The 16350-nt window shown below is 37.5% G+C and carries 14 protein-coding genes, 1 pseudogene and 1 riboswitch; of the genes and pseudogenes, 8 read left to right on the top strand and 7 right to left on the bottom strand.

Features of this window, described 5'->3' with window-relative positions; all coding sequences use genetic code 11:
• Positions 1–3: 3 nt before the first annotated feature.
• The 3 genes from KHA97_RS15380 to KHA97_RS15370 are packed head-to-tail and all read left to right on the top strand — an operon-like array spanning position 4 to position 2952.
• Positions 4–723, top strand: a complete 720-nt coding sequence (locus KHA97_RS15380; protein ID WP_213125577.1) for a DUF6339 family protein — start codon at positions 4–6, stop codon at positions 721–723.
• Positions 680–2041 (top strand): DNA cytosine methyltransferase, encoded by a 1362-nt coding sequence (locus KHA97_RS15375; protein WP_233713499.1) that lies wholly within the window; start codon positions 680–682, stop codon positions 2039–2041. The genes KHA97_RS15380 and KHA97_RS15375 overlap by 44 nt, the downstream gene beginning before the upstream one ends.
• Positions 2038–2952: a PD-(D/E)XK motif protein gene (locus KHA97_RS15370; RefSeq protein ID WP_213125576.1), complete on the top strand. Its 915-nt coding sequence runs from the start codon at positions 2038–2040 to the stop codon at positions 2950–2952. The genes KHA97_RS15375 and KHA97_RS15370 overlap by 4 nt, the downstream gene beginning before the upstream one ends.
• Positions 2953–3853: 901 nt before the next feature.
• Here the strand turns inward: KHA97_RS15370 and dacB are convergent.
• The 4 genes from dacB to KHA97_RS15350 all read right to left on the bottom strand — a co-directional run bounded on the left by dacB (position 3854) and on the right by KHA97_RS15350 (position 7541).
• Entirely contained in the window at positions 3854–5458 is a 1605-nt protein-coding gene (dacB, locus tag KHA97_RS15365; RefSeq protein WP_233713498.1) for a D-alanyl-D-alanine carboxypeptidase/D-alanyl-D-alanine endopeptidase, read from the bottom strand.
• A 171-nt stretch (positions 5459–5629) separates the two neighbouring features.
• A complete protein-coding gene (locus tag KHA97_RS15360; protein WP_213125575.1) occupies positions 5630–6574 on the bottom strand; it encodes an aldo/keto reductase family protein in 945 nt (314 codons plus the stop codon).
• 343 nt (positions 6575–6917) lie between these two features.
• Positions 6918–7259, bottom strand: a complete 342-nt coding sequence (locus KHA97_RS15355) for a rhodanese-like domain-containing protein (protein ID WP_213125574.1) — start codon at positions 7257–7259, stop codon at positions 6918–6920.
• A gap of 15 nt (positions 7260–7274) precedes the next feature.
• Complete coding sequence (locus tag KHA97_RS15350; protein ID WP_213125573.1) at positions 7275–7541, bottom strand: adhesin; 267 nt, start codon at positions 7539–7541, stop codon at positions 7275–7277.
• Between the two features lie 287 nt (positions 7542–7828).
• Here KHA97_RS15350 and KHA97_RS15345 point away from each other — a divergent pair, with 287 nt between their 5' ends.
• The 3 genes from KHA97_RS15345 to KHA97_RS15335 all read left to right on the top strand — a co-directional run bounded on the left by KHA97_RS15345 (position 7829) and on the right by KHA97_RS15335 (position 11473).
• Positions 7829–9304, top strand: coding sequence for a multicopper oxidase family protein (locus KHA97_RS15345; RefSeq protein ID WP_233713497.1), 1476 nt, complete (start codon positions 7829–7831; stop codon positions 9302–9304).
• A 437-nt stretch (positions 9305–9741) separates the two neighbouring features.
• On the top strand, positions 9742–11187 hold the full coding sequence (locus KHA97_RS15340) for an HD-GYP domain-containing protein (protein ID WP_213125572.1): 1446 nt from the start codon (positions 9742–9744) through the stop codon (positions 11185–11187).
• A gap of 127 nt (positions 11188–11314) precedes the next feature.
• Complete coding sequence (locus KHA97_RS15335) at positions 11315–11473, top strand: hypothetical protein (protein WP_213125571.1); 159 nt, start codon at positions 11315–11317, stop codon at positions 11471–11473.
• Positions 11474–11792: 319 nt separating this feature from the next.
• Here KHA97_RS15335 and KHA97_RS15330 read toward each other — a convergent pair whose 3' ends face one another.
• Both KHA97_RS15330 and KHA97_RS15325 read right to left on the bottom strand, forming a co-directional pair.
• Positions 11793–12107 carry a DUF2628 domain-containing protein gene (locus KHA97_RS15330; RefSeq protein ID WP_213125570.1) on the bottom strand — a complete coding sequence of 105 codons (315 nt, stop codon included), beginning with the start codon at positions 12105–12107 and terminating at the stop codon, positions 11793–11795.
• A 409-nt stretch (positions 12108–12516) separates the two neighbouring features.
• Positions 12517–13257, bottom strand: a complete 741-nt coding sequence (locus tag KHA97_RS15325; RefSeq protein WP_213125569.1) for a glucose 1-dehydrogenase — start codon at positions 13255–13257, stop codon at positions 12517–12519.
• Between the two features lie 177 nt (positions 13258–13434).
• Between KHA97_RS15325 and KHA97_RS15320 the strand changes: the two genes are divergently transcribed.
• Both KHA97_RS15320 and KHA97_RS15315 read left to right on the top strand, forming a co-directional pair.
• On the top strand, positions 13435–14025 hold the full coding sequence (locus tag KHA97_RS15320; protein WP_233713496.1) for a TetR/AcrR family transcriptional regulator: 591 nt from the start codon (positions 13435–13437) through the stop codon (positions 14023–14025).
• 369 nt (positions 14026–14394) lie between these two features.
• Positions 14395–15021, top strand: a pseudogene (locus KHA97_RS15315) (RNA-guided endonuclease TnpB family protein); the annotation flags it as partial.
• A 416-nt stretch (positions 15022–15437) separates the two neighbouring features.
• Here KHA97_RS15315 and KHA97_RS15310 read toward each other — a convergent pair.
• Positions 15438–16034: a DJ-1/PfpI family protein gene (locus tag KHA97_RS15310; RefSeq protein WP_213125567.1), complete on the bottom strand. Its 597-nt coding sequence runs from the start codon at positions 16032–16034 to the stop codon at positions 15438–15440.
• Between the two features lie 47 nt (positions 16035–16081).
• A riboswitch (ZMP/ZTP riboswitch) is annotated at positions 16082–16164 on the bottom strand.
• Positions 16165–16350 lie beyond the last annotated feature (186 nt).

Below are 16350 nucleotides of genomic sequence, written 5' to 3'. Positions count from 1 at the left end.
GTTATGATTGGAAGAATAACAAGGAAGGAAGCCGAAGAACTTTTTGCAACTTGGCAGGAAACTGGCAAGGTTTCTCTAGGGAAGTTATCAGAATATAGTCAGTCGCAAAGGGAACATCTTCTAGGCATTGAAGAAAGGGCAATAAAGCAATTAGCGTCACAGGGAGAGCAAAAAGGTAACTATTATAAATTTGATCTGTTTTTTTCCCTTGAACTCTATAAGTATTTAACTATTGAGAATAGAGTTACGGAGCGAGAAGCTTCAGATGACGACTTTTGGCGGTATATTTCAATGAAATTGATTCCAGATATTGTGGAACGTCGTTGGGACGGGCTGAAAGCACCACGATTCTATCAGGAATCTAGGAGGATTTGGGTAAAAGTCCTTTGGTGGTATATCCATCTTTCTTGGCAAGGAAGCGTCGATGATACCTATGAAATACTGAAACATAATACGACTGATACCGTTGTCCAATTAGTAGAACGTCCAGGAACGGGTGGATATCGAGTCTCTCTTTCTAGGGAACTGATGAGGCATTTTGGCCGTTTAGCCGAAGAGGATCCGGATAATCATACTACGGAGATGTTTCGTAAGGTTATGCGCCTAAACACTGCTCGGACAAAAGTTATCGAGCCTGCCTTGACAATTGGCGGGGAAACAGAATATGTAAAGGAGCTTTTTGAATACTTCAATGAAACATACAGAGCAATACAGCGTACTTGATTTATTTTCCGGGTGCGGGGGATTGGCGCTTGGTTTTCAAAATGCCGGGTTTATAATTGCTGGCGGGATTGAAATTGATCAGGCAGCTGCAACTACGGCTTCCTACAATCTCTTTTGGCGAAACGGGATTGATCATGAACACCTCTGTGAAGATATAACGAAAAGCAGAGTGGATATCCTAAATTTCGACGTAAAAACTAGGCCCGTAGTAATTGGAGGTCCGCCTTGTCAAGCCTATTCAATAGCTGGACGTGCAAAGCTGAATTCACTCGGGGAGAATCGCTCTTTTCATCTTGATTCTCGGGGGCAACTATACCAAGATTTTCTCCGCTTTGCCCTCAAACTTGATGCACAGGCAGTTGTGATGGAAAATGTCCCAGATTCAGTAAATTATAATGGTGAGAATATCCCCCATACAGTATGTGAAATTCTCGAGGAAAACGGCTATGATTCAGTCTGGACCATACTGAATTCTGCAGATTATGGAGTTCCTCAGATTAGGGAAAGGGTAATCGTGATGGCTGTTAAAAAAGAAGTAGGGGAACTTTTGCAAATGCCAGTTCCTTCGCACAACAGACACAGTGATTATCGAACCCAAAATGAAGCAAGATTTCCAAGTTTTATGAGTTCCAAATTTTTCAGGGAACCGAACAAACCTGCTGATGATGCTCCTAAATGGGTCACCGTAGGGGATGCATTCTCAGATTTGCCCTCGTTATTCTCTGATCCGGATCAGCCGTATGTTCCAGTAAAATTAAATGTCAGGTTACCATATAAACTTGAACCGCAAAATAATTTTCAAAAACAAATGCGTTCTATGTCTGGCAAGGTAAGTGGACATGCTTTTAGGAAGACAATAAGAGATTTTAAGATATTTAATGATATGGCGCCTGGTGACAATTATCTGAATGCACTTGAAATTGCTAATGTCCACTTAAAAAAAGCATTAAAAGAGAGGAAAGTAAATCAGAAAGACCATCCTGAAGAATACAAAAAGATCAAAAAAGAATTTGTTCCTCCATACTCAGCAGATAAATTCATTAGCAAATGGCGTAAATTAGATCCATGGAAACCTTCACATACAGTAGTTGCCCATCTAGGAACAGATACTTATAGCCATATTCATCCTTGGGAACCACGCGGTATAACCGTGAGAGAAGCAGCGCGTCTTCAATCTTTCCCTGACGACTTTGTATTTAATTGCACGATGAGTGATGCATTTAAACAAATAGGAAATGCCGTTCCTCCGTTGATGTCAAAAGCAATAGCAAAAGCAATGAAGGAAAATTTGAGTATTGCAAAGGAGGTTGTTAGATGAGACTTGTACAGGAAATCCGAAGTGGATTTGCATCTTTAAGAAGTGGAAGAGCTCTCCCTCTTACAGAGGTCGGTAATTATCCTGCCTATGTACTTCGGATTGGCACAAGTTATGGAGTAGTTATAGAGGTATCACCAGACGTTAAAATCAATGAGCGTTTTTCGAATGTGCGGTATGCTACTGAAGAATATGAAATTGATGGCAGACGGATTAACTTTTTATATCTTTCAAGCGATATGGAACACCTAAGGAACGAATTTGCCAATATCTGTGGTGCACTTGTTGATCCTGGGGAAAAAGGAATAGAAAGAGAGAAAATAGTAAAAGCCCCCCTAAAGTGGTGGGAACAGATGAAAGAGCTTTTGGGGAATAGAAATGTTGATAGCTCACCTTATAACGTTTTAGGCGAAATGGTTGCATACTATTATTTAATTACAAATGGAAAGGAAGTAAACTGGATTGGCCAGATTAACGGATCAGTAGACTTTGAGAGCAATGATATGGATTATGAAGTAAAGTCGACAACGATGCGGTATGATTCAATGATTCAAATCAGCAGTCAGTTCCAGTTGCAGGCTGGAAAAGATATAAAGATCTTTTTCTTGCGATTTGAAGAGTCTGCCCATGGAACGTCTATTGACGACCTTGTTGAAATGCTAGTAAAGGCAGGAGCAGATCGGAATAAGATAGAAGAATCGTTAATTTGTGGGGGCTATGAAAAGTATTCCACAGGGAGAAACCGGAAATATAAGTTACTTGAAATGCGTCTTTATGATGTAAATGAACGATTTCCGACGATTATCAGAGAGAGGTTCGCTGACTATGGAATCCCGCAAAACGTAGTCAAAATCAATTATACAATAGACCTCGATGGGTTGGAGTATAAAGATTTAACAGTTTCATTGATTTAAGGAAAAGCTATCTAAATAGAATGATACTAAAGTAGAAAATACTTTAAAGAATAGACATTTAAAGATCAAAGGTCTCTCATTGTTTATTTTTAAATAGATTTATTCACTTGCCAAATACAGTTTTTTGGCAAGTGAATAAATCTAACCTATATACGCATCCTCATTCTCCGCAACCCTAAAATCATTCCAATCCTGTATCCCATAATGTTTTTTCAGGCTCTAATCATTCAATAAAATAGTTTTCAAGATTTTTATCTAAAAGCAAGGGAAATTGCGAAAGAAAAGTTTAAAGAATATAATGGTCAAATTCTTGAAAAGAATAAAACCTTTTTAGTGAAAGTAGTAGAAGGAAAAAATATAGGGGTCTTTGTAAAGTCTATAAGAAGGCCTACGGAGTATGTTTTAATTTTAAAGAAGCATATGGATGCTCAACAGAATAATTTTTACGTCGCCCTTGTAATATTTTCATGAGATGCAGAACCTGAAGTATTTTTAATGCCTGCTAAGGCTTTCTTAGAACCCAATGATTTACTTAGGGATAGGCCAAATTATAAAGAACCAGAGTTTGGAATGAATGTATCAAATAGAAATATGATATTCTAGTATCTAATGAACTTGACAGGTACATTAAAAAAATAGACTTATAAAGAATGGATATTGATAAAAGTACTGAATTAGATAGGGTTGCTATTCTAATACGAAATTGGCTATTGGAAGACGTTTTCTCCATTATATACAACCGGAAAAACGATACAATCCTCCAGAAAAAAGTCAAAACTCCCCGGTAACGATGTCAACTCCGGCAAAAAGGTGCCCACCTCTCGGAAGTTTGACATCCCCGTCAAGAAAACAAAAAAAGGGATTCACCCCATCAGGTGAATCCCACTTATAACCCATATCCTCATTTCCCGTCACCATCAAACCGATGCTCCGCCAACATCATCACAATTTGGTCTTGGATCTCAGATATATACCCTCTGATAAAATTATTTATCATGATCGAAAAAACAAGTTTTTCATTATCTTCTGTTGTGACGTATCCTGACAGAGTACTAACCCCGTCTAACGAGCCCGTTTTTGCATGCACTTTTCCGTTTGCTGCGCTCTCAGCCATTCGATAGCCCAGAGTTCCGCTGCCAAAGCGACCATATTCTCCTACTCCTGGCAGGGATGTTTCGAAAATGGGAAACCAATCTTTTTTCTGAATTTCATATAACATCCTTGTCAGTTCATTCGGAGGAATCAAATTACTATGAGATAAGCCTGATCCATCTTCAATTTTTACATTATTCCGATTCACACCTAATTTTGCAACGGTTTCACCGATTACTCTTAGGCCAACATCCCAACTGCCTTCTCCGTAAATCACTTTCCCCATTTCTTTTACAAGTGTTTCACCGTGGATATTATTGCTTAATTTCATAAAAGGTAATAATAACTCTTCCAATGTCATTGATTTTTTGGAAGTTAACATTTGCGCGATTTCGGGTGTTTCGTCTATCTTCATATTGACGGCATCATTTAATTTTATTCCTTGTTCTTCTAATGACTTTTTAAAAACATCCAATGCATAGCCAGTCGGCTCCCATACAGAAAGTATCTCACCCACGCTTTTTCCTTCAAGAGGAATCGTTCCTTCAATGATGATTTGGTTTGTGCCATGTACTCGATCAATAGTCAGCGTATCCGTTTCTCCCTTATTTCCGGTTTTCGCTTTATTAATGATTTTTAGATAATCCGTTTCAGGTTTCAAAATCACATTTGGACTGGCACCATTTTTATCCCCAGGCGCGACTTCGATAAGGATTGTTCCTGCATCAAAATCATCATTCGGGGATAAAGTAAGTGCTGATATTTGAGCACCGTAATAATTATTTTCGTTCGACACATTCAACCCTTGTGAATGGCGCACATTGTCATACCACCGATCATCTCCAATTAAATCACCATTGATTTGATCGATGCCTTTATTTTTAAGCTTACGGGCAAACTGATCGAAATCTGCCTTTCTTAAGGTCGGGTCCCCTTTTCCTTTTAAATACACATTTCCATCCAGCACCCGATTCTTTACTTTTCCATCCGTTAATACTTCTGTTTTAAATTGATACCCAGGTCCAAGCGTCTCCAATGCAACAGCGGCCGTTATCATTTTCAAATTAGAAGCCGGCCGTAAACGCGTATCACCGAAATTCGAATAAATCAGTTCTCCATCACTTGCTTTTCTAATACTGACACCCGTGACCGCCCCTTCAAGACGGGGATCTTGTAAAATTTCTTCAATTTTCTTTGATAGCGGTTTGGACTCTTTCACTTCTTCAGGCAAAACAACCGCAGCAATCGCCAATCTTTTCTCACTCAATGTGATCAGCCGTAATGTAGGTAACTTATTTATGACTACCGGGGTGTCTGATTTTGCCATGGATTGAGTTCCGGGTATGAAAAGAAGAACAGCCATTAAGATGCTAATTTTCATAGCTATTTTGTATTTAGAAAAATATCCTGCCATATTGAACCCCTATTATATGTATTTTTTGCTATGAGATATCCTTTTATAATTATTATACCAAAGTCTGCAAAAAATTACTTAGTCTATTCTAAATTTTCCGAATTCAATCTGCACAAGATGTTTATACGAAAAGCTCCCATTCTCTAACTAGAGTCAGGGAGCTTCAACCACTTAAGCTAAAATTTTATCTATTTTTTCAACAACATCCGCTGGAAGTTCTAACTTAGCACCCTCAACATTCGCTTCGATTTGTTCCGGACGGCTTGCTCCTACAAGTGCGCTTGCAACGTTCGGCTGTCTCAATACCCATGCAAGGGCTAAGGCAGGAAGGGTTGTGTTGATTTCTTTTGCGATTACTGCTAATTTTTCAACTTTAGCAAAATTGGTTTCGCTAAAATAATTTGTGACAGAAGAATTGATTTCATCATTGGCAGCACGGCTATCTTCCGGAACACTTCCACTTTTATATTTACCAGTCAACATTCCTTGACCGAGCGGTGAGTAGACAACTTGGGAAATACCGTATTTTTCAGAAACAGGAATGACTTCCTTTTCAATATTGCGACTCAGCATATTATATAGCGGCTGATTCACAACGATGCGATCGAGTAAATATTTATCTGCGATTCCAACTGCTTCTTCAATTTGGGCGGCACTCCACTCACTGACCCCTGCATAGAGGATTTTTCCTTGGCGAATGAGGTCGTCAATGACGCGCAATGTTTCATCAACAGGAGTTTCTGTATCGTACCTGTGGCAATAAAAGACATCGACATAATCCAAATCTAACCGTTTGAGGCTGTTATGTACTTGCTCGAAGATGTGTTTACGGGAAAGACCGCGGTCATTTGGTCCATCTCCCATTGGTCCAAACGCTTTCGTCGTAATTACGTAAGATTCACGCGGATACTCCTTCAAAGCCTTACCCATTACCTTTTCAGCTTCACCACGCTCATACACGTTGGCGGAATCAAAAAAGTTTATTCCGAGTTCATACGCTTTATGGATTGTCTTTTCAGCGGTATTATCCTCAACCGATTTACCATAGGTAAGCCAACTGCCTAAACTGATTTCACTTACTTTTAAACCTGAACGTCCTAGTCTGCGATACTTCATTTCGATAACCCCTCTCATAATCTGAATATTTTGTATCCATCATTTAATAAAACGTAAATTCTGTCAACTAATCACTCTTACAGTCTATGAATTTATTATCTCCCTAAGAGTTGAACATGATGCAATGAAAAAAAGTCTATTTGAAAAATGAAGGATTTGCCATTTTAATGAGGGAAAAAGGAAGAAGAAAATGGTCCCTATTCATTCCTAGGTTATGTGCAGCCTTCCTCCAATGATACAGAGCTGGAGGGAGGACCTTATGGTAATAAGGCCGCCGATTTTGCTGCCTGGTGACACAATCGGAATTGTAACATTAGGTAGTCCGCTAGAGCCAAGTGTACTCTTATTTCGTTTTTAGATATTCCTTCCATGCCGTAATGCCACCTTCCAAAACAGTAACATTGTAGTTGCGCGCAGATAAAACGTTCGCACATTTTGTGGCGGAATTTCCAGTTGTACATGTCACGATGATTTCTTTGTCTTTTGGTAAGGACTCATTAGCCAGATTTTCGGCCTCCTCAAGATTGAAGATTTCTTCCTTATGTATATTGTAACTATCGACCTTGGGTCCATCTATATGAAAATCATGGTACTTTTCCTCAGCTCTTACGTCTAAAAGGGTTACCTTTTCGTGTGCGCTCATTTTTTGAAATAATTCCCCGGGTGTAATCACCTTTATATTCATGCTACCATTCTCCTTTCAAGAATAACTTCCTGGAATAGTTAAAACTAATCCCGACCCGTTTTCATTTTCCTCTATATCCAATGTTAAGATATCGGTGCCTGTTACGCTTGGATCAAACGCCACTTGAATCCCTTTTATCGTTTGAATGCGGTCAAATTCATGTGGCTCATCTATTGCTAAAGCAATTTGGGGTCCAGAACTGGCACTTGGAACCGTATATAAACGAATTCCTACTATCCCCGATCTTTCCAATAATTGCTTTGCATCATCAGTTATGTACATTATTTTCTCCTCCTAATACATCTACAATACAACATTCATCCGTTCAATGTGTATCCAAACATGCAACTCAAACAGTGTGATTCCCTATGTCCATTTTACAAGATTTTATTAATGGACAATACAAATGGCACCGATTTTAGTTAATGTGAAATACATCTGGATATTGTGTGCCAATTTTATGAAGAAATCAGAATTACCAATGGATCATCGAGAAATGGTAGTACAATAGTCTATATGTTATTAAAATATTCAACTACCAATGAGTAAGAAAGGAAGTAAAGAAAAGATTGAAATCACTTCATATATATTTTGCACTAATGATTACGCTGCTTGCTATTAGTTTGGCAGGTTGCGGAAAAGAGGAAGTCGTAACGAATGTAGGTAAGTTAGAGTTCGAACAGCCATTAAATATTCCACCACTACTGGAAGCCACGATGGAATCGGATGGTTCAAAACATTTTACATTAACAATGCAAACGGGAAGGACAGAGTTTTTACCAGGTAAAATGGCAGACACATCGGGTATCAATGGTACCTATTTAGGTCCCACTATTAGGGCCGCGCGAGGTGACAAGGTATCTTTCGATGTTGTAAATGATTTGGGTGAACAATCCACTTTACATTGGCATGGTATGAAGTTGCCAGCTGTTATGGATGGTGGGCCGCACCAAATGATTGATGCAGGAAAGACGTGGTCACCACATTGGACAATTGACCAACCGTCTGCCACTGTCTGGTACCATCCTCACTTACATGGGAAAACAGCGGAGCATGTATATCGAGGGCTAGCAGGGATGTTTATTATCGATGATGAGGACTCTAAAAAACTTCCTTCCAATTATGGTATTGATGACATTCCACTCATTGTACAAGATAAATTGTTTACGGATGATGGAAAGTTTCTAGAGGATGACGAGGGGATATTTGGCACACTTGGTGATGAAATACTTATCAATGGCACGTATGACCCTTATCTTAAAGTAACTGCAAGCCAAGTTCGTTTTCGGTTGCTTAATGGCTCAAATGCAAGAGCCTACCATTTTGGTTTTAACGATGGTAAGACTTTCAAGCTTGTAGCAAATGATGCTGGGCTTCTACAAGAGCCGGTCACAATGGATCGCATTATGTTAAGTCCAGGTGAACGTGCAGAAATTGTTGTTGAGTTCGAGCCAGGAGAGGAAGCAATTCTCCACAGTTTTAATGGACATGCCGGTATCGATAGTGGCGAATTTGATTTGTTAAAAATTATTGCGGCACCTGAATTAGCGGAGTCAGCTCCAATAGACGGACAGCTTTCAACCGTTCCAGAAATCGAGGCCCCAGAGAATGCCAGAGTTCGCCAATTCAAATTAACGATGGAGAACAAGATTAATGATAAATATATGGATATGTACAGAATTGATGAGGTAGTTCCAGCTGGTGCGACGGAAATATGGGAGATCAATAATTTTGGCCATTCTCATAATTTTCATATTCATAATGCGGCATTTCGTGTCTTGAGCGTAAATGATAAGGAACCTCCGGAGTACGAAAGGGGAAGAAAGGATACCGTTTTTATCCCTAATGGGTCAAACGTAAAAATTGTTGTAGAGTTTGGTAATTATGCTGACCCCCATTACCCGCTCATGTATCACTGCCATTTATTGCGTCATGAAGATGATGGCATGATGGGCCAATTTTTACTCGTTGAACCTGGCACGGAATCGGAAGTGCCAACCACATTACCTAAAAAGGAAAATAAAGATGGACATGATGGTCATTAATAAATGAAAGTCTTAATGGGTAAGGTGAATAATATTTTTCTTTTGAATGTAGAAACGTTCATTAATTTATACGATTAAAAATGGAGAGGTGGCAAATTACCTCTCCATTTTGTTGTATTTTACTATAGTAAATGAGATTGTATAGAACAATGCTGTGAAAAGCAGAAAAAAGGTGCCCAGTCCGGAATGCTTTAATATTCCGAGGATCAGGCACCTTTAATCGCTTGAAGTTTGGAGGGGAAATGTAAGCTCTGAACGAGCAGTTGATAAAAAGGACGAGCCAGTTAAAAGTCTTAATTAGTAACATATATAGAATCCTAGAGGAGGTCTATCAGTTTTCAAATAAAGTTGATAGTATATACGAGTTAACTAAATTTTTTGTATAATATGAAAGTAAATAGGTATTATCAACTCGTATAAAGCATGGAGGAAATCATTTGAAAAACTATAGCTTTATTGGACCATTAATAGCAGTTGCCCTACCGTTTGCCATATTTGAATTTTTAAGAGGTGGGCTTTTTGATGATCCTTTATTTATAATGCCTAGGGGACACTTTTATATTGTGAGTGCAGTTTCTATATTATCGACAATACTTGCTATAGCTGTTGGGGTTGTTGGGAAAAGACTAAGAAATATTAAGATTAGCTTTTTAGCTTTATCCTTCATTTCTCTTGCTCTTGTGTTTGCTTTACATGGTTTATCTACACCACACTTTTTGCTTCCTGAAACACATATACCGGGTGTTGCAGCACAGTTAAGTATGTTATTAGCTACTATATGGTTATGGTTATCTTCTTTACCCTCTGATCATAAATTTGTTGAAAAACTATCACAGCGACAAAGTATGCTTGTTCCAGGTTGGATATTAGCCTTAAGTATTTTTGGTATAGCATCAATTAATTTTCCAAATATAATGCATTTTATTCCATTAAATGTAAAACCTCTTAATTGGTTTGTTACTGCTATCGTCTTACTACTAAATATAATTACTATTACTCGATATTATCGAACTTATAGATTTTCAAGGTTCCCTCTTCAGATATCGATTGTCTATAGTGCAGGCTGGTTTATTGTATCCCAGCTTATCATGATTTTGGGAGAGATATGGAGGCTAAGTTGGTGGATATATCATTTTCTATTATTAGCCTCAATGATTGTTATGCTTATTGGGTTAATTAAGCAGTATGTAGTGAGGGGGAGTTTTGTAGGCGCTATCCGCGCATTATTTACAAACGATCCATTTGAAAGAATTACAAATAGTGCTTCGCCAAGTGTTAAAGCTCTAGTAGTTACTACAGAAAAAAAAGATACATATACAATGGGCCATACTTTTAGAGTAACCATGTATGCATTAAAACTAGGAGAAGAACTCAAGTTAAAACCAGAACAACTAAGGGCAATAGCTCAAGGAGCACTCGTTCATGATGTAGGGAAAATAAGTATACCAGATTCGATTCTCAACAAGCCTGGTAAACTATCCAGTGAGGAAAGAGAAACTATAGAGACACATCCAGTGAATGGTTACGAAATGTGTAGAGACCTTGGCTTTATGAAAGAAGAGCTCAGTATCATACGCTCTCATCATGAAAAATGGGATGGCAGCGGTTATCCTGACAAGCTTCAAGGGGAAGAAATAGGGCTTTTAGCTAGAATAGTAGCTGTTGCGGATGTTTATGATGCTCTTACTTCTGAGAGATCCTATCGAAAAGCATGGACCCATAACGAAGCCGTAAAGTATTTAATTGAGCAAAAAGGAATTCACTTTGACCCTAAATTTGTAGATGCATGGGTTAACTTGTGTGAACGAAACCCGACTGTTTATCAATATCCATCTAGTACAATAAATAATGATACTACTAGTTCATTGATTTCTTCATTTTAGATTTTTTGTGCTATTTGGGAAAAAAATTCTGGAATAAATTGTTCCAATTTACTATAAACTTATCAAAAAAAAATTTAGATAGTGTATATTTTTTTGCATTTCCAGCCTCAATAGAAACATCATGGTCATGGTGAATCGTATCATAAATGATAGCGATACAAAATTTGTACATTTAAAATTAAAGCTTTCAACAGGATTTTTTCAAGCAGATAGTCCAAGAACGCAGAATGGAAATCCAGTTTACTTAAATAGTGGTGGAGAAGACCAACAGCAGGAGATATTGTAACATTTAATATGCGATTTAACGGTGGTTATAAAAATATTAATGCCACTTTTACGAGCATTGGTGATGGAAACTGGAAAGTTGAAAGTGATTGGTTAGTAGGAAAGAAATAGGGATATTTGAAGTTCGATTGTGATTCCATTAACAACAAAGGGTCAATTTTCACTGTAAGTACGGTGAGGACTGACCCTTTTTCGGTTGATAAATTCAACAAAATTGAAAACTAATATACGCTATTTCAGAAGACTCTACTACAAATTTTGGGATAAAAAAGGCTATCCATAGAGAACACTATCTGCTCCTTTTGGCTAGCCCTGTTGAATTATGCAGTTCTCGAAATGATTTGATTGCTTTCCAATAGATTTCTTGTTTCGTCGTTAGCTGGTTGGTAGCCTTTTTCAATCAATTCTTTAATGTAGATTTTATTGTAGACAAAGGAAAAAACAATTCCAGGTATCCATGCACCAAGTCCAAATGTGAATGCACCTACCGCAGCGGAAATAATAAACATAATTGCCGCCCATTTTAAGTCACCACGAAAAAGTGCAGGGAAGAACCCGAAAAAGAATGTAGTCCAGCTGAATCCAATTTTTACTTCCTTTGTTACACCGCCGGAGTTTTTTAATACAGCTTTCATCTAATAACCCCCTTTTAATTAATGAGTAGAATAGGGATAAGATTAATTTATAAGATATAAGACCTATCTACCATTCCTCTATTCTCATCTCATAGAACTATAATACCATAATATTTGACAAAAAATAGTAAGTTTTTTACATCAAAACCTTTTGTCTGCATATTTTTTGTTCTGCCTTATCTCGCGTTTCTTCATCGGCTAACTTACCTCCCAGCCCAAAACGTCCTTTTAAATCTGGGAAGTAGTTACTACCTATTATGTCGATTAGTACGTATATTTCTTTTTGAAACTATAAAGCTGGTTTACTAAATAAAAGAAAAAACACATAAGAATTAAAACAGCCTGGAAGTAATTCCTCCAGACTGTGCCCATTTTTAGTAATAAGAAATATAAAACTTCCTTTAAAGAATTACTGTGCTGATAATCCTCCGTCAATGATAAATTCTGATCCAGTAGAATAGCTAGATTCATCGGAGGCGAGAAAAAGTACCATATTGGTTACTTCTTCAGGTTCCGCAGTCCTTTTTAGCGGAATCACTTTAGCCATTTCATTAAGAATATCTTGAAGCTCTTCGGCAGCTGTCATTGGTGTTTTGATAATTCCAGGATGTACTGAATTTACACGTATACCATATTGGCCAAACTCCAATGCGGCAGCTTTAGTCATGCCTCTAACCGCAAATTTTGATGCGTTGTAGGCGAGATTATTTGCTTGTCCCCTAATACCTGACAGGGAAGATATATTAACAATCGATCCATTTTCTGTTTTACGCATAGAGGGTATTACTGCTTTCATTCCTAAAAAGATAGACGTTTGATTAATTTCGATCACTCTTCGGTAGTTTTCTTCCGAGTGATTTTCTAAGGATTCACTATGTGCAATGCCTGCATTATTGACCAATATACTAATAGGGCCAAATGTATTTTCAGTTTCACTAACAACACTTTCCCAATCAGACCCATTTGTTACATCATGCTTGATAAATTTTGCATTTTCACCTAGTTCCTTCGCTAACTCTTCCCCTTCTTTTTCTAGGATATCAGTAATAACCACTTTTGCTCCTTCTTTTATAAACCTGCGTGCGTGAGAAGCCCCCATTCCACGAGCTCCACCTGTAATGACTGCCACTTTTTCATCAAGTCTTCCCATTCCTAATCCCTCCAACTATAATTTAATAGGTTTTAGTCATGCCTTATGATAAATGTACATGGAGTTTATTTAGAGTATAATAGGGTGAAAGGACATACACAATGAAAATATTCATAATATTCAACATATAGAGAGGTTTTGTTCAAAAAAATATAAATAATGAACAGTGGGGATATTATGTCCGAAAAATATTTGTATCCTGATAACAGGGTAATTAAAACAAAAGAACGAGTAAAAAAATCTTTGCTTACATTGTTAAATCAAAAGAATTTTAATGATATTACAATAATGGATATCGTTAAATTAGCTAAAATAAATCGTGGGACGTTTTATAATCATTATAAGAACAAGGAACAACTACTAAATGAGATAGTAGATGAAATCATGGCTGATTTAATACATTCTTATCGTAGTCCTTATCAAAGTAATAAAAAATTAAAAATAAGCGATATATCACCATCAACCGTGAAATTATTCGATCATGTTTATAAGAACTACACCTTCTATTCCTCTATTGTTAATTCAGATATGTTACCAACTTTTCAACATAGATTGTGCCTCGAGTTATGTAGACTTGCATTATACGATGTTAGAATTTCCAATCCTAAAATAAATTCAAATTTGTATGCTAGTTATACGGCCTTTGCTACAGGTGGAATGTTGATAGAATGGGTACGAGGAGGTTTTAAATATTCTCCAGACTACATGGCTAAGCAATTGGTCGAGATACTGAATATTTCCCCAAACCAAATCATGGTAGAAAGATAAAAATAGAGCTATAAGTGATCCCCTATAAAAGCATGTCATCATAGATCCCCCAATTCTTTTATTCACTCTAAAAGGGGAATAAAAAAAATTATTCGTAGCTAGTCTTGGAATAATTGCTAGAAATTTAAAGTAGTGCACGAAAACAGGGGATTTTGAAAGTTATACTTTTAGTTTAGTGCCTGTCACTGTCCGCATTTTGTCATCGACATTATTCAGGGAGTGGCAGGCACTGTTCTGGAAAGTGAGTTTTACATTTTTATTTAATACTTCTTTTTATTGAGCATAAAGTAGAATTGTAATTATTTGTCAAAACCGAATGTTAATAAATCAAGCAATTACCGCCAGTAAAAGGGGGATGAAAATGACAAGACAGGAAGATATCATGTGTCCATCGTGGCAGAAGTAAACATTAAGCATCTTCAGAAAACCAACAAAGAAGTCGGTATCGATCTGGGCTTAACGAATTTTGCCATTTGTTCCAATGGAACGATGTATCGCAACTCTCATTATTTGCGAAAAACGGAATCAAAATTAACGAAAGAACAACGCACCCTTTCCCGCCGAGTAAAGGGTTCTTCCAATTGGCATAAGCAACGAATGAAAGTTGCATGTATCCATGAATCGATTGCTAACAAAAGAAAAGACTACTTGCACAAAGTCTCAACAGACATTATCAAAAACCACGATATTGTCTGCATCGAAGATTTACAGGTAGCCAATTTGTTAAAAAATCGTAAGGTAGCCAAAAGCATTAGCGATGTATCATGGTCAGAATTTGTCACCATGCTAACCTATAAAGCAAACTGGTATGGTAAACAAGTGCTAAAGGTAGCAAAACACTTCCCAAGCAGTCAACTATGCTCTAGCTGTGGTTACCAAAATAATTTAGTGAAAAATCTTAGGTTGCGAGAGTGGCTATGTCCCAACTGTCACATATATCATGACCGAGATGTGAACGCAAGCATAAATATCCTTACCGAGGCAAAAGGTTGTTAGCTTAATTGCTTGCCTATTCAGAACCGTAGGAACTACGGGGGTAGCCTGCTAATAAACTGTCCGATAGGGCGGTGTTCGCAGGAATCTCGTTACTTTAGTGACGAGTAGTTCAATCAACGATTTTCACCTTCTTTAGGAATGGAAACATTTTTTAAAACGTATTTTGCTTTGTCGAGAAAAGGAAAGATTAATAAGAAGGGAACCGCTAATATAATCCTTATGTCATGCATTATGCTCTATCATCAAGATGATATTCGAGTAACAACCCCGCCTTGGTCAATTCAAAAAATGACGTACAGAACACTTGCACCAATTGGAAAATTAATAGGCTATAAAGAAAAATATGAATAAAACAGCCTTCAATTACACAAAAAGCGAATCAAACCATCACTCTCCTTACAATAGCTATTAAAAGGTCAAACCTTCCAATCATATTCCATCAGTTTAGCTGTATGTTTCGCCCGTTCTTCTCCAAATAACTTACTCACTACATATAGAGACATATCAATTCCAGCAGACACACCAGCAGAGAGTATGATTTTACCATTGTCAATATAACGAGCATTCTCAATTATTTCTGCTGTTTCTGGAGCGGCTTCATTCAATTCGTCTATAGCAAGGCGATTTGTCGTAAGCTGCAATCCATCCAGCAAATTTGCTTTCGCTAAAATTAGGGCTCCTGTACAAACAGAGAGGAGAAGTTCAACGTCATTAGAAACTTCGCGAATCCATTTCGTGATGACTTCGTTTTGCATTTCTTTTCTGGATCCCCATCCTCCGGGTATGATTAAAATATCAGGCGTAGGACAGTTATAAATGGTATACGTTGGGTTGATGCTGAGATTCCCTAAAGCAATTATAGGGCGGTCGTGCTCAGCCACCGTGTAGACTTTGAAGTCCTTCCCCCGGTTGCTTCCGGTAATAAATACTTCAAACGGTCCTGTAAAATCTAAAACCTCTACATTGTCGAAGATCAAGATTGCTACATTTCTTGGTTGCCGTACTTCCTCCATACCATCATCTCCCTTAAAAAATAAAAAGTATCTGGTTTTGAGTCCAAATACTTTGCCCAGGCGTACGGCTAATATGACAATATGTGCTCCCTCGTGGTGCTCCACGTTTACGCCAGTAACACATACCAAAAAATTATTACTCCCTTTATATCAACATACACAGAAAATTACAACACATCTTTTGAGTATTTTAAGTAGTTATCCTGGACAGAGCATATCGTAAGTTACCGGGAATTTTTTCATGGATAATTAGCAAACTCTATGTACAGGCATAGTGAATTTGGTAACTAAAAAATATTGTTTTAATAGAAAACAA

The sequence above is a fragment of the Lederbergia citri genome (assembly GCF_018343625.1).
Lineage (GTDB): Bacteria > Bacillota > Bacilli > Bacillales > Bacillaceae_C > Lederbergia > Lederbergia citri.
Note: the sequence above shows the minus strand (reverse complement) of the source record. Positions and strands in the feature narration are given on the sequence as shown.

Bases quoted from the DNA above. Each gene is read 5' to 3' on its own strand.
- KHA97_RS15330 (WP_213125570.1), bottom strand. From the start codon at position 12,107: ATGAAAGCTGTATTAAAAAACTCCGGCGGTGTAACAAAGGAAGTAAAA.
- KHA97_RS15350 (WP_213125573.1), bottom strand. From the start codon at position 7,541: ATGTACATAACTGATGATGCAAAGCAATTATTGGAAAGATCGGGGATA.
- KHA97_RS15310 (WP_213125567.1), bottom strand. From the start codon at position 16,034: ATGGAGGAAGTACGGCAACCAAGAAATGTAGCAATCTTGATCTTCGAC.
- KHA97_RS15355 (WP_213125574.1), bottom strand. From the start codon at position 7,259: ATGAATATAAAGGTGATTACACCCGGGGAATTATTTCAAAAAATGAGC.
- KHA97_RS15380 (WP_213125577.1), top strand. From the start codon at position 4: ATGATTGGAAGAATAACAAGGAAGGAAGCCGAAGAACTTTTTGCAACT.
- KHA97_RS15360 (WP_213125575.1), bottom strand. From the start codon at position 6,574: ATGAAGTATCGCAGACTAGGACGTTCAGGTTTAAAAGTAAGTGAAATC.
- KHA97_RS15335 (WP_213125571.1), top strand. From the start codon at position 11,315: ATGGTGAATCGTATCATAAATGATAGCGATACAAAATTTGTACATTTA.
- dacB (WP_233713498.1), bottom strand. From the start codon at position 5,458: ATGGCAGGATATTTTTCTAAATACAAAATAGCTATGAAAATTAGCATC.
- KHA97_RS15370 (WP_213125576.1), top strand. From the start codon at position 2,038: ATGAGACTTGTACAGGAAATCCGAAGTGGATTTGCATCTTTAAGAAGT.
- KHA97_RS15325 (WP_213125569.1), bottom strand. From the start codon at position 13,257: ATGGGAAGACTTGATGAAAAAGTGGCAGTCATTACAGGTGGAGCTCGT.
- KHA97_RS15320 (WP_233713496.1), top strand. From the start codon at position 13,435: ATGTCCGAAAAATATTTGTATCCTGATAACAGGGTAATTAAAACAAAA.